This is a genomic window from Aestuariimicrobium ganziense (genome assembly GCF_015352975.1).
GTDB lineage: Bacteria > Actinomycetota > Actinomycetes > Propionibacteriales > Propionibacteriaceae > Aestuariimicrobium > Aestuariimicrobium ganziense.
Map to the genome: position 1 here is coordinate 16822 of NZ_JACYIZ010000007.1, position 12997 is coordinate 29818.

Below are 12997 nucleotides of genomic sequence, written 5' to 3' on the forward strand. Positions count from 1 at the left end.
GTCCTGAGTACCGACCACCAGATTGCGGGCGGCGAACCCGCGCCGCCCTGCCGTTGACCGCATGCCGATCAGCTCACCCCAGGACCGCCTGGCTGCCTTCTGGACCGGCGTTCGCACTGCGTGGGAGGGCATGCAGGGCGGCGACCTCGACCTGAACGACGACTTCTCGGCCTTCTTCGAGGGTTGGCGTGCCGCGATCGACCCGGTGGAGCGCGAACACACCACCGGCACCCTCAGCATCGGCAGCAGCTACTCGGGCTTCGAGCCGCCCTATGGGGCCTCGGAGGAGATCATCGACAGCCAGGTCGAGGACGGCGTGGCCACGGTGGTGACTCGCTCGACCGGCGCCCGGGAGCGTTACCAGGAGTACCGACTGGTCGACGAGGCGGACGGTTGGCGGATCGACACGGTCTCGACGATGTTCTCCGATCCCTTCGGGCCCGCCATCGAGGGACTCGCTGCTCGCGTGGACGAGGCCACCCTCGACGCCCCGATGGCACCGCTGTCGCCGCGCTACCGCCTCGATGGCGACGGGCTGTTCACGCCGGGGCGCCAGGTCACCCTGGCCACCGGCGAGCAGACGGTGATCGAGGTGCGCGAGCTGGGTGGGTTCGAGTGCCGCTCGGGCGTGCTCACCGTGTTCGACCTGGGACGAGACGACGCCGAGCCGTTCGCCCGCCGCGTCGCGCCGGGCACATTCACCGCCGACGTCGCCATCGTCGAGGGACGCGTCGGTGCGCTGCGGGTGCGACTGGCTGACGGCGATCCCGTCGCCTGGCACCCGGCGGACGCGGTGGGCGCGGGCAACGTCGTCGGCGTCGACTACGCCAACCTCGCCGTCATCGACCTGGCTGATCTGGCCGAGGTGAGCCTGCGGGTGAAGGAGGCCGCCTACAACGCGTGGACGCAGCTGCCGTCGCCGGCGGCGTCGCTGCTCGACTTCAGCACCGGCCGACCGTTCGGTGCGGTGAGCTCGAGCGGCTGGGGTGACGGCTCCTACCCGGCGTTCTGGGGAGTCGATGCCTCGGGTACCCCGGTGCGTCTGCTCGTCGACTTCCAGATGCTGGTTCGGGTCGAGCGCGGCACCATCCGGGTGCCATGGCCCGCGGACGAGTTCGTCGTCCCCGACCCTCGGCTCGAGGGTGTGGTGCTGCGGCCCAGCACGGGGCTGCTCAGGTCTCGGCTCGAGGTCGACGACGAGTGGGGCTTCATCGAGGCCGTCCGGGTGGTCGACGACCGCGGACGGGTGCTGGCCGACAGCGAGGAGGACGGCGACCTCTCCGAGTTGGCGGTCAAGGGGCGTCCCTCGAACTGGACGATCGAACTCGACGCCTACCTGGGGTGGCAGCACGTCTGAGTCTCGGGGCTGCGTCATCACCTGCGCGGCCGGACGAGTGCATGAGCACGGCGCTGGGGAGTGCTTCCACAGTGGAAGCACTCCCCAGCGTCTCGGGTCAGGTGTGTCCTGGGGCCAGACGACGTGGCCCTGGTGAGTGAGGCGCGTCGTGGGTGCGCGATCCGTTTGGTGGGCATTGATGGGTCCACCCAGCGATTTCCACCAACCCGCCGGATCAGCGTTGCGGCGATTGCGGGCAGTCGCGGCAATTGCCGAAACTGCGATCGCAGCCTCAGGCGAGTGACTTCACCCAGGCCTCGTGCAGGGCGGCGTAGCGTCCACCCGAGGTGTCCATCAGCTGGGCGGGCGGGCCATCCTCGAGCACCTGGCCGTGTTCGAGCACCAGCACCCGGTCGGCGATCTCGACCGTCGAGAGCCGGTGGGCGATGATCACCGCGGTCCGGTCGGCGAGGATCGTCTGCAGCGCCTGCTGGACGAGCCGCTCCGAGGGAATGTCGAGAGAGCTGGTCGCCTCGTCCAGGATCAGCACTGCCGGGTCGGCGAGGAACGCCCGGGCGAACGCGACCAACTGGCGCTGGCCGGCCGACAGGCGTCCACCACGCTTGGCCACGTCGGTGTCGTACCCCTGCGGCAGCGCGCTGATGAACGCGTGCGCACCCACTGCCGAGGCAGCTGCGATGATCTCGTCCCGGCTGGCCTCGGGTCGTCCGAAACCGATGTTGTCGGCCACCGACCCGTCGAACATGAAGTTCTCCTGGGTGACCATCACCACGGCGCGGCGCAGGTCGTCGTCCGACAGGTCGCGCAGGTCGACGCCGTCGAGCAGCACCCGTCCAGCGGTCGGGTCGTAGAACCGGCTGATCAGCTTGGCGATCGTGGTCTTGCCGGCGCCAGTGGTGCCGACCAGGGCGACGGTCTGCCCGGCCGGGATGTGCAGGTCGAGGTCGGGCAGCACCGGCACGTCCTCGACGTAGCTGAAGTCGACGTGGTCGAAGGTGACGTCACCGCGGGCCTTGGGCAGCGGCACCGGGTCGGTGGCCTCCTTGACCTCGGGCTGCTCCTCGAGCACGCCCGACAGCTTCTCCAGCGCCGAGATCGCCGACTGGAAGGTGTTGTAGAACTGCCCGATCTCCTGCATCGGCTGGAAGAACTGGCGCAGGTAGAGCAGGAAGGCCGCGAGCACACCGACCGTCATCGACCCGTCCATCACGTACAGGCCACCCACCACCAGGATGACCGCGATGGTGATGTTGCCGATCGCCTGGATGCCGGGCTGGAAGATCGCGAACAGGTGGAAGGTCTTGATGTTGATCTGGCGGAAGCGGTGCGACAGGTCGGTGAAGATCTCCTGGTTGCGCGGCTGGCGGCGGTAGGACTGCACCGCCTTGATGCCGGTCATCGACTCGACGAACTGGACGATGACCATGGCCGAGGCCTCGCGAACCTTGCGCCAGGTGCGAGAGCTGGCGCGGCTGAACCAGCGGGCCAGCATGCCGACGAACACCAGGCTGAGCAGGCAGATCAGGCCCAGGCGCCAGTCGAGCACCATCAGCATGATCGAGACACCGATCAGGGTGAGCACCGCGGTGATCAGGCCGTCGAAGCCGCCGGCCATCAGTTCGGCGATCGCGTCCATGTCGCTGGTCAGGCGCGAGACGGCTCGTCCCGAGGTGTAGCGGTCGTGGAACTTCACGTCCAGGCGCTGGAAGTGGCGGAACACCCGCTTGCGCAGTTCGAGCAGCACCGCCTGGCCGATGCGTCCGCTGACCCGCAGGAAGAAGATCCGGCTGGTGGCCTGGATGGTGACCGCAACGACCATCAACAGCACGGTCTCGATCAGCATCCGCGCCGAGCCGCCCTGCATCAGCGGCGGCACACCGAGGTCGATGCCGCGGCTGACCAGCCACGGCGAACTCAGCCGGGCGATGTTCTCGGCGACGATCGCCGCGACCAGCACCCACAGGTACTTCGCGTAGGGGCTGAGCAGGCTGCCCAGCAGCCGGCGCGAACGATCCCGCAGGAGGATCGAGGCCTTCTCGGTGATCTCGCCGTCCTGGGCCTCCTCGGCCCTGACGCCGCGCCAGTCGAGCTCACCGCGGTCGAGTCGCTCGTCTCGGCCGTCGCGGGTGTCGCGGTCGACCGGACGACCGGTGTCGACGTCGGTGATCCGCTGCTGCTGCTCCTGCTCGAGGCGACGGCGCTCGCGGCGAGACAGCTTCTCGGTGCCCTGGCTCATCGCAGGCTCCCTTCCATCTCGGCGAGTTCTCGCTCGCTGGGCGACATGCCGTCGAGCACCTCTTCGGCGTCGAAGTCGGCGCTGAGCAGTTCCCGGTACTCCGGCACCGTCGCCAGCAGGTCGTGGTGGGTGCCGACGTGGGTGATCGTGCCGTCCTCGAGCATGGCCACCCGGTCGGCCAGCAGCACCGTCGAGGCCCGGTGGGCGACGACGATGCCGGTCACCCCGACCAGGACGCGCTTGAGCGCCTCCTCGACCAGGGCCTCGGTGTGGATGTCGAGGGCCGACAGCGTGTCGTCCAGCACCAGCACCGCGGGACGCACCAGCACGGCGCGGGCCAGGGCGAGCCGCTGGCGCTGACCGCCCGACAGGCTCATGCCCTGCTCACCGATCCGGGTGTCCAGACCCCACGGCAGGTCGTGAACGAAACCGGCCTGGGCGACCTCGATCGCCTCGGCGATCTCGTCCTCGGTCGCGTCGGGACGACCCAGGGTGAGGTTCTCGCGCACCGACATCGAGAACAACGTCGGGTCTTCGAAGGCCGTGGCCACCATGCGGCGCAGCGCCACCAGGTCGAGGTCGCGGATGTCGACCCCGTCGAGGGTGATCCGGCCGGCGGTGACGTCGGCCAGACGGGGCACGAGCGCGGTCAGTGTCGACTTGCCCGACCCGGTTCCGCCGACCAGGGCGATGGTCTCGCCGGGGCGGATGTCGAGGTTGAGGTCGTGCAGCACCGGACGGTCGGCGTCGTGGAACTGGAAAGCCACGTTCTCGAACCGCAGCGCCCCCTTGGGGTCATCGAGGACGACGTCGCCACCGACGATGGTCTCTTCGGCGTCGAACATCTCGCAGATGCGGTCGGCGGCGGTCATCGCGTCCTGGGCCATCGACAGCAGGAAGCCCAGCGCGGCGATCGGCCAGATCAGCGACAGCATCAGCGTGATGAACGCGACCAGGGTGCCCAGGGTGAGGCGCTCCTGGGCGGCCGCCACCGCGCCGATCGCCAGCACGATGATCATCGTCAGGGTGGGGATGACCTCGAGGAAGGTCCAGAACTTCGAGACGTTCCGCACGCGCTCGATCGAGGTGTCGTGCAGTGACTGCGCCCGCTTGGTGAACCGGTTGAAGACGTGGTCGACCCGGCCGAACGCCTTGACCACGCGAAGGCCCTGGATCGACTCCTCGACCGAACTGGCGACGTCGCCGGTCTCGTCCTGGATGCGACGCGACAGCTTGGTGTAGACCCGCTCGTTGGCCAGGCACAGCCACACCACCGGGATCACCGACAGCAGCACCACCACACCCAGCGGCCAGTACATGTTGATCAACAGGATGGTGACCACGATGATCTGCACGGTGTTGACGATCATGAACGTCAGGCCGAAGGCCGAGAACCGCCGAATGGTCGACAGGTCGCTCATGATGCGGCTGAGCAACTGGCCCGACTGCCAGCGTGAGTGGAAGCTCATCGGCAGCCGCTGCAGCTTGGCGTACATGTCGAGGCGGATGCCGGTCTCCATGCCCAGCATCGCCGGGCCCATCGTCCAGCGGCGGATGAAGTTCAGCATCGACTCACCCAGGCCGATCACCAGCGCGACCGCGCCGAGCGCGAACAGCCACTCCTTGTCGCCCTCGACCACCGGGCCGTCGATGATCCGGCGGGTGATCAGCGGGGTGAGGATGCTGAGCAGCACCGCGACCAGCGCCAGGCCGAGCATCGAGAAGAAGACCACCGCGTAGGGCTTGAGGTAGGGGGTCAGCCGCATCAGCGACGCCGCGGGGTTGCGGCGGGTGCTGGTGCGCCTGGGGTCGATCAGCGGCGGCCGGTCGAGGGCATCGCCGTAGAGCCGGACGGTGTGGTTGGGCGCGCTCGACGTGGTGTCCGAGCCGGACGCTGAAGACACAGGGAATCCTCGAATGAGTGTGATCTGCTGGTGGGGGGCTGCTGCGTCGCAGGGGGCGGGCTACCGGTGGTGTGACCACGGTGCGGGCCTCGGGGACGCTCGGTCGAGTCTAGGTTGATTGATTAACCTGTGCAAGTAATTCATGAGCTGGTCTCGGCATGAGGACACGACATGGACGATTCCACGACCAGCCGTGGACGATCTCGTCGGCGAGCGGCTCGGGTGGCAGGGTGAGGGCCATGAGCAGTGGATTCCGGATGCTGACCGAGGCCGAACTGCGGGCCCGGGGCGCGATGAAGTGGACCATGTATCCCGACGACGTGCTGCCGCTGTGGGTGGCCGAGATGGACTACGCCGCCGCCACGCCGATCCAGCGGGCCATCGAGCAGACCGCAGCCGCACAGGTCTACGGCTATCCGGGCCGAGGCGCCGAACTGCGTCGGGCGATCAGCGACTGGGGCCGGCGCACCTTGGGGCTCGACCTCGATCCCGAGCAGATGTTCGTCCTGCCCGACGTGCTGCGCGGTGTCGAGGTCGGCATCGAGGTACTGTCGCCGGCCGGCACCCCGGTGGTGCTGCCGTCGCCGGCCTACATGCCGTTCTGGGTGGTGCCGGGTATCGTCAGCCGCGAGATCATCTCGGTGCCGATGGTCACCGACGACCTGGGCCGACCTGCGCTCGACCTGGCCGGCATCGAGGCCGCCTTCGAGGCCGGGGCCCGGTCGATGATCCTGTGCCAGCCGTACAACCCGTTGGGCCGGGTGTTCACCGCGGACGAGTTGCGGGCCCTGGCCGAGGTCGCCGAACGCCACGACGCCTGGATCATCTCCGACGAGATCCATGCACCGCTGCTGCCCTTCGCCCCCGGCGAGGAGCGTCCGCACACCGTGCCGTTCCACTCGGTGGGCGAGGTGGCACGGCGACGCTGCGTCACGGTGACCTCGGGCTCGAAGGCCTGGAACCTGCCGGGCCTGCGCTGCGCTGTGATGATGGCCCACGACGACACGGTGTGGAACAAGCTGGTCGACTCCCACTCCCCCAAGCTGACCGGCGCCTCGACCTTCGGCATTGCCGCCAACACCGCCGCCTTCAACGATGGTGAGCCGTGGCTGGTCGAGTGCCTGCACCAACTCGAGGCGAACTCACGGTGGCTGGACGGCTTCCTGGCCGCCAACCTGCCCGAGGTGGGCCACTGGAACCCGCAGGCCACCTACCTGCACTGGTTCGACTTCCGCGCCCTGAACCTGCCGGACGAGCCGGGCCCGTGGCTCCTGGAGCACGCCAAGGTGGCACTCAACGCCGGGCCCACCTTCGGCCCCGGTGGCGACGGCCACGTGCGGATGAACCTGGCCACCTCACCAGAGATCCTCGAGCAGGCGTGGAGCCGGATCCTGGCTGCGCTCGAACGCCGCGGCTGAGTCGGGCCTGCTCCCCGCCCGCCGAGGGTACCCCCGGCCAGGGTGCTGTGGACAGCTCACGAGTCCAAGGGAGAGTCGATCATGGGCGACATCGTTCGGATGGGAATCGCCGGCGCGGGCACGATCGCGCAACGCGGGATCATCCCCCACCTCGCACTCGACGAAGGGCGGGCAAGGTCAGGTTGCAGAGCGTCTGCGACCCGGTCGAGGGACGCGCGGCCGCGGTGGCCGCACGGTTCGGCATCGGTCACAGTTCGAGACGCCACCCTCGGAGTTGTCGATCGACTGGGAGATGCCCAGGGCGACCGTGCCGGCTGTGCGCTTCTTCGGGGGGGACGAAGTCGCGGTCCTCGTCCGCGGCCTCGTCGGTGTAGCCGATGCCGCTCTCGCCGTAGGTGACCAGGTCGAGTCTGAGGCTGGGAGGACCAAAGCAACAGGGTGTGACCACTTGTTGCCTTGTGGCCAACTGTTGCCGCGGCACCGCCGCGGGGGCGGCGAATCGATCAGGTCAAGGTGGCGACCATGACCGCCTTGATGGTGTGCATCCGGTTCTCGGCCTGGTCGAAGACCACCGAGGCCGGCGAACCGAACACCTCGTCGGTGACCTCGATGCCGTCGAGCCCGAACTCGGTGAAGATCTGCTCACCGATCGTGGTGCGACGGTCGTGGAAGGCCGGCAGGCAGTGCAGGAACTTGGCGTCGGCTCGTCCGGTACGTGCCATCAGGTCGGCGTTGACCTGATAGTCACGAAGCAACTCGATGCGCTCGGCCCAGATCTCTTTGGGCTCTCCCATCGACACCCAGATGTCGGTGTAGACGAAGTCGGCACCCTCGACCGCGGCCAGGTCGTCGGTGACGGTGACCCGGGCGCCGGTCTCGGCGGCCACGGCGCGGGCCGACTCGACCACCTCGGCACTGTTCTGCAACGGGCCGGGTGAGACCATCCGCACGTCGAGGCCCATCATCGCCGAGCCGACCAGCACGGAGTTGCCGACATTGCTGCGGGCATCGCCGACGTAGGCGATCGCCACCTCGTCCAGCGGACGAGTGGCGTGCTCGCGGATGGTGAGCATGTCGCACAGCGCCTGGGTCGGGTGCCACTGGTCGGTCAGCCCGTTCCACACCGGCACCCCGGCATGGGCGGCCAACTCCTCAACCACCGACTGGTCGAAGCCGCGGTACTGGATGCCCTCGAAGTAGCGGCCGAGCACCGCTGCGGTGTCGGCCACCGACTCCTTGTGACCCAGCTGCGAGCCCGAGGGATCGAGGTAGGTGGCATGCGCACCCATGTCGTGGGCGGCCACCTCGAAGGCGCAGCGCGTGCGGGTCGAGGTCTTCTCGAAGACCAGGGCGATGTTCATCCCGGCCAGCAGGGGCTGCTGGCGGCGCTCCTTCTTGGCCGCCTTCAGCTCTGCCGACAACTCGAGCAGGCTGTTCCACTCGGCGACGGTGAAGTCGAGTTCCTTGAGGAAGTGGCGTCCGGTGAAGGTCATTGGCCAAATCTAGTGTCTGAACGACCAGCCCTGCCGATGGGACACAATGGCCGGACGACCCGCGACCTTCGGACGCGATCGACGAGGAGCCCTGCCATGCCACGATCCAGCCTGCAGTTCGTCTGCTGGGGCAACATCTGCCGTAGCCCGATGGGTGAGGTGATGGCGAAGGCGTTGGCCGACGAGCGGGGCCTCGACATCGACATCGACAGCACCGGCGTGAGCGCCGAGGAGTCCGGCAACCCGCTCGACCGGCGGGCACGGGCAGTGCTCGAGCGGGCTGGCTACCAGCCCGGTCAGCACGTGGCGCGCCGGATCACCGAGCAGGACATCCGCAACACCACGCTGCTGGTGGCCGCCGAGCAGATCCACGTCGACCGGATGCTCAGGCTCGTCCCTGATGCCACCAACATCCGCCTGGTCACCGACTTCGTCCCGGGTGCGACGCCCGGGACGCCACTGCCCGACCCGTGGTACGGCGGCCCTGAGGACTTCGTCGACACCCTCGAGGTGCTCGAGGTGGCGATCCCGAACATCCTGGACGAGGTGTCGGGCTCGCTGGGGTGACGTCGGGGGCGGGCTCGTCCGATCTGGGGTGCGGCCGCACCCGGTTTGTGGCGTGAAACACGCGACTGACAGCAACTTGCGCGCCACGAACCGCTGGTGCCCACGCGAGGTCGTCCGATTGGTGGCGTGAAACAAGCGACTGACAGCAACTTGCGCGCCACGAACCGCTGGTGCCCACGCGAGGTCGTCCGATTGGTGGCGTGAAACACGCGACTGACAGCAACTTGCGCGCCACGAACCGCTGGTGCCCACGCGAGGTCGTCCGATTGGTGGCGTGAAACACGCGACTGACAGCAACTTGCGCGCCACGAACCGCGGGAGGGGCCCGGGCGAGGCCTGACCTAGGCTGGCCCCATGACGATCTTCCTGGTGGGCAGCGGCCCGGGTGACGACGACTCCGGCATGCGCGAGGTGTGGGACGCCTTCGTCGCCAGTGCCCGTGAGCGTGCCCGGCTCGACCAGACCAACCGGCTGGTGATCTGCATGCTGGGCACCGCCGATGAGACGGCTCCCTACCTGCCCGCCTACCTCGACCCGATCCGGGCGCGCTGGGCCGAAGTCGAGCCGGTCGTGGTCAACCTGACCGACCCGGACGACGACGGTTCGGCCACCACCACCTGGCCCGAAGACGTCGAGCGGTCGGCCGGGCTGGTCGTCTGCGGTGGTTGGACGCCGGGTTACCTGAGCGCGCTCAGTCCCCACCGGGACGAAATCGGCCGCATGGTGCGCCGTGACGTGCCCTACCTCGGCTTCTCGGCCGGCGCCTCGATCGCCAGCCGGCATGCCCTGGTCGGTGGTTGGCAGTTTCGCGGCATCCAGGTGCAGCAGGAGATCTCGGGTGAGGGCCTGGCGGAACTCACCATCCAGGACGGCCTGGCACTGGTCACCCCGATGGTGCAGGTGCACACCGACACCTGGAGCAACGAGGGCGTGGTGATCACCGCCCTCGAGCACGGGCACGGCCAGCACGCGGTCAGCATCGACGAACAGACCTGTCTGGCGGTCGATCCGGTGACCGGACGCACCGCGCGCCTGGGTTCTGGACGACTGCGCTGGTTCACCCGGGAGCACGCCGGTGTTCTGGTGCGCACCGAGGAGCCCCCATCCCCTGAGGTCCCCGATCAGGTGGAAGCAGCTGAGCCGGCCGACAACCCCGAGACCGAAGAAGCTGGGCCTGTCGAGACCCCTGAGCCGGTCATCACCCCCGAGGACGATCAGCCGGGCAGCTCGTCGTCCGACCAGGGCTAGCTGGGCTGCGCCCCCAGCCCGGTGCATGCGAAGGCGCCCACCCGGGCGGCGAACCCGGCAGCGGTGACCAGGTCGTCGCCCTCCACGAGCCGTACCGCCAGGGCTCCGGCGAATGCGTCACCGGCCCCCGTGCTGTCGACGACATCGACCTGGGGCGAGACCACCTCGCCAATTCGACCGTCGCAGGCGACCAGAGCACCGCGGCCCCCGCGGGTCATCACCACCGACCGCACTCCAGCGTCGACCAACGCCGCGACCACTTCCTGGTCACCCTCGGCCAGCCACCGAGTCGAGCAGCGCCAGGGCAGGCGCGGCGAACGGGTCGTCACCGACCGCGCCGACCATGGCCACCCGGGCACCCAGACGAGCAGTGGCCACCGCTTGGTTGGCCCCCTTCCCGCCGGGAGCCAGTGATCGGGAGTGGGCGTGCAGGGTCTCCCCCGGGTTCGGGATGCGTGCGCAACGCAGGATCAGGTCGAGGTTGATCGAGCCCACGACCACGATGTCCGCCATGGCGCGAGGCTACGCCTCGTCCCCCTCAAGGCACCGGACGACTGTCACCAAGCGCGCGCCACGCGTGACCCAACTGCGCCCCAACACCGACCAGATGGCAGGCTGGACCCATGCAGATCCTCGTGGTGGACGACGACCAGGCCGTGCGGGACTCGCTCGCGCGCTCGCTGCAGTACTCCGGCTACGAGGTGGCGACGGCTGCTGACGGGCTGGAGGCGCTCGCCAAGTTGGCCGCGGTCAGGGCCGATGCGGTGATCATGGACGTGATGATGCCTCGCCTCGACGGGCTCGAGACCACCCGCATACTGCGCCAGGCCGAGAACGACGTGCCGATCATGATCCTCACCGCCCGCGACGCCGTCGGTGACCGGGTCGACGGACTCGACGCCGGCGCCGACGACTACATGGTCAAGCCGTTCGCGCTGGACGAGTTGCTCGCCCGGTTGCGTGCACTGACCCGTCGCTCCCGCCCCGAACCGGAGTCGGACTCCGAGACCCTGCACTTCGAAGACCTCGTCCTCGACCCGCAGACCCGCGAGGTCACCCGCGCCGGCCGGCGGATCAGCCTGACCCGCACCGAGTTCGCCCTGCTGCACGTGTTCATGGAGCACCCCCGCCGAGTGCTCGAGCGCGGCTGGCTGCTCAACGAGGTGTGGGGCTTCGACTTCCCGACCACCGCCAACTCCCTCGAGGTCTACATCGGCTACCTGCGCCGCAAGACCGAGGGTGAGGGCGAGGCCCGCCTGATCCACACCGTGCGCGGCATCGGCTACGTGCTGCGTGAAACGCCCCCGTGATCCGATTCCCAGACTGGCGGCTCTGGCTGCCCCGCTGGGCGCACCCCCCACGGCTCGGTCTGGGGCGGCGCTTGGTCGTGTTCACCCTGACCAGCCTGGCCCTGGCCTTGGTCGTGGTCGGTCTGGCCGCTTGGTTCTCGACCCGGTGGTCGCTCTATCGCGAGGTCGACGCGCAGCTGCAGTCGTTGGCTGACCATGCCGCACCGGCGATCCTGGCCGACTTCGAGAACATGGGTGGCCTGACCGCCGAGTCGCTCACCCCCAACCAGGTCGAGATCGTCGTCGTCAGCGCCGACGGGCAGATCACCTCGGTGCCGGGCCTCGACACGATCGTCTCGCCCGGCAGCCGTGAGCTCGCGGTGGCCCGCACCCAGAGCGGCGCCCCGGCCCACACCACCACCACGGCCAGCGGCGTCCGCTACCGGGCACTCGCGGTGCCACTGACCATCAACGACCAACGCTATGCACTGATGATCGCCCGGCCACTGGCCCCGACCGACGAGACACTGGTCAGCCTCGGCTTCGTGCTGGTCTCGGTCGGCGCCGCCGGCCTGATCGGCATCGGCGCCATGGCGATGGCGGTCACCCGGTCGGCGATGACCCCGGTCCGGCGCCTGTCGCAGGCCGTGGCCCGGATCACCGAGACCGACGACCTGCGCCCGATCGAGGTCACCAGCCGCGACGACCTGGCCAACCTGACGCTGTCGTTCAACACCATGCTGCTCAGCCTCGCCAGCTCACGCGAACGACAACGCCGCCTGATCGCCGACGCCGGTCACGAACTGCGCACACCACTCACCTCGATGCGCACCAATGTCGAGTTGCTGGTGGCCGACGAGCAGTCCGGCATGCTGCCCGAGGGTGCCCGCGGTGAGATCCTGCACGACATCGCCGGCCAGTTGGCCGAGTTCACCGCGCTGGTGGGCGACCTCGTCCAACTGTCGCGCGACGAACGGGTCTTCCCCGCCCCCGAGCCGCTCGACTTCGCCGAAGTGGTGCGGGCGGCGATCGTGCGCGCCCGCCGCCGCGGCCCAGGTCTGGTGTTCGACGTCGAACTCAACCCGCTGTTCATGATGGGCGAGTCCGACACCCTCGAACGCGCCGTCACCAACCTGCTCGACAACGCGGTGAAGTTCTCACCACCCGGGGGGACGATCCGGGTGCAACTCGAGGGCGACCGGCTGCGGATCTCGGACGAAGGTCCCGGCATCGCCGAGGAGGACCTGCCCCACGTCTTCGACCGCTTCTACCGCTCCGACCGGGCCCGCAACACCCCGGGAACTGGCCTGGGCCTGTCAATCGTGGCGCACACCATCAACGCCCACGGCGGCACCGTCCAGGCCGGACGCGCAGCCGGCGGTGGTGCCGAGTTCACCGTGCATCTGCCGGTGAGCAGCAGCCACCATGCCGACGAGTCCGGCCGCCAGCCTGTGGTGCGCGACTGAGCACCTGAACCCCGGGACC

At 68.9% G+C, this 12997-nt stretch carries 11 protein-coding genes; 6 read left to right on the forward strand and 5 right to left on the reverse strand.

Translation table 11 applies throughout. The features are described 5' to 3' along the window. The first annotated feature begins 61 nt into the window (after positions 1-61). Positions 62-1357: a DUF4241 domain-containing protein gene (locus IE660_RS12975; RefSeq protein ID WP_203568803.1), complete on the forward strand. Its 1296-nt coding sequence runs from the start codon at positions 62-64 to the stop codon at positions 1355-1357. Between the two features lie 271 nt (positions 1358-1628). Here IE660_RS12975 and IE660_RS12980 read toward each other — a convergent pair whose 3' ends face one another. Next, the gene (locus IE660_RS12980) at positions 1629-3593 is read right to left on the reverse strand and encodes an ABC transporter ATP-binding protein (protein WP_203568804.1); all 1965 of its coding nucleotides are present in this window, start codon (positions 3591-3593) and stop codon (positions 1629-1631) included. Then, a complete protein-coding gene (locus tag IE660_RS12985) occupies positions 3590-5497 on the reverse strand; it encodes an ABC transporter ATP-binding protein (RefSeq protein ID WP_328701956.1) in 1908 nt (635 codons plus the stop codon). Before IE660_RS12985 ends, IE660_RS12980 begins: the two co-directional genes overlap by 4 nt. Before the next feature lie 239 nt (positions 5498-5736). Here IE660_RS12985 and IE660_RS12990 point away from each other — a divergent pair, with 239 nt between their 5' ends. Beyond that, positions 5737-6915 carry a MalY/PatB family protein gene (locus IE660_RS12990; RefSeq protein WP_203568805.1) on the forward strand — a complete coding sequence of 393 codons (1179 nt, stop codon included), beginning with the start codon at positions 5737-5739 and terminating at the stop codon, positions 6913-6915. A gap of 503 nt (positions 6916-7418) precedes the next feature. On the opposite strand, the gene argF is transcribed toward IE660_RS12990, so the two are convergent. Further along, positions 7419-8408 (reverse strand): ornithine carbamoyltransferase, encoded by a 990-nt coding sequence (gene argF, locus IE660_RS12995; RefSeq protein WP_203568806.1) that lies wholly within the window; start codon positions 8406-8408, stop codon positions 7419-7421. Positions 8409-8504: 96 nt separating this feature from the next. Between argF and IE660_RS13000 the strand changes: the two genes are divergently transcribed. Both IE660_RS13000 and IE660_RS13005 read left to right on the forward strand, forming a co-directional pair. Continuing rightward, positions 8505-8975: a low molecular weight protein-tyrosine-phosphatase gene (locus tag IE660_RS13000; RefSeq protein WP_203568807.1), complete on the forward strand. Its 471-nt coding sequence runs from the start codon at positions 8505-8507 to the stop codon at positions 8973-8975. A gap of 354 nt (positions 8976-9329) precedes the next feature. Further along, positions 9330-10223, forward strand: a complete 894-nt coding sequence (locus IE660_RS13005; protein ID WP_203568808.1) for a type 1 glutamine amidotransferase family protein — start codon at positions 9330-9332, stop codon at positions 10221-10223. On the opposite strand, the gene IE660_RS13010 is transcribed toward IE660_RS13005, so the two are convergent. Both IE660_RS13010 and IE660_RS13015 read right to left on the reverse strand, forming a co-directional pair. Beyond that, on the reverse strand, positions 10220-10441 hold the full coding sequence (locus IE660_RS13010) for a PfkB family carbohydrate kinase (RefSeq protein WP_235998073.1): 222 nt from the start codon (positions 10439-10441) through the stop codon (positions 10220-10222). The two genes, IE660_RS13005 and IE660_RS13010, sit on opposite strands and share 4 nt — an antisense overlap. Before the next feature lie 49 nt (positions 10442-10490). Beyond that, positions 10491-10736 (reverse strand): PfkB family carbohydrate kinase, encoded by a 246-nt coding sequence (locus IE660_RS13015; RefSeq protein WP_203568810.1) that lies wholly within the window; start codon positions 10734-10736, stop codon positions 10491-10493. 110 nt (positions 10737-10846) lie between these two features. Between IE660_RS13015 and IE660_RS13020 the strand changes: the two genes are divergently transcribed. Together IE660_RS13020 and IE660_RS13025 are read left to right on the forward strand one after the other, a co-directional pair. Continuing rightward, entirely contained in the window at positions 10847-11533 is a 687-nt protein-coding gene (locus IE660_RS13020) for a response regulator transcription factor (protein ID WP_203568811.1), read from the forward strand. Then, positions 11533-12978 (forward strand): sensor histidine kinase, encoded by a 1446-nt coding sequence (locus IE660_RS13025; protein WP_328701961.1) that lies wholly within the window; start codon positions 11533-11535, stop codon positions 12976-12978. The genes IE660_RS13020 and IE660_RS13025 overlap by 1 nt, the downstream gene beginning before the upstream one ends. The last annotated feature ends 19 nt before the right edge of the window (positions 12979-12997 follow it).

Bases quoted from the DNA above. Each gene is read 5' to 3' on its own strand.
- IE660_RS12975 (WP_203568803.1), top strand. From the start codon at position 62: ATGCCGATCAGCTCACCCCAGGACCGCCTGGCTGCCTTCTGGACCGGC.
- IE660_RS12980 (WP_203568804.1), bottom strand. From the start codon at position 3,593: ATGAGCCAGGGCACCGAGAAGCTGTCTCGCCGCGAGCGCCGTCGCCTC.
- IE660_RS12990 (WP_203568805.1), top strand. From the start codon at position 5,737: ATGAGCAGTGGATTCCGGATGCTGACCGAGGCCGAACTGCGGGCCCGG.
- argF (WP_203568806.1), bottom strand. From the start codon at position 8,408: ATGACCTTCACCGGACGCCACTTCCTCAAGGAACTCGACTTCACCGTC.
- IE660_RS13000 (WP_203568807.1), top strand. From the start codon at position 8,505: ATGCCACGATCCAGCCTGCAGTTCGTCTGCTGGGGCAACATCTGCCGT.
- IE660_RS13005 (WP_203568808.1), top strand. From the start codon at position 9,330: ATGACGATCTTCCTGGTGGGCAGCGGCCCGGGTGACGACGACTCCGGC.
- IE660_RS13010 (WP_235998073.1), bottom strand. From the start codon at position 10,441: ATGACCCGCGGGGGCCGCGGTGCTCTGGTCGCCTGCGACGGTCGAATT.
- IE660_RS13015 (WP_203568810.1), bottom strand. From the start codon at position 10,736: ATGGCGGACATCGTGGTCGTGGGCTCGATCAACCTCGACCTGATCCTG.
- IE660_RS13020 (WP_203568811.1), top strand. From the start codon at position 10,847: ATGCAGATCCTCGTGGTGGACGACGACCAGGCCGTGCGGGACTCGCTC.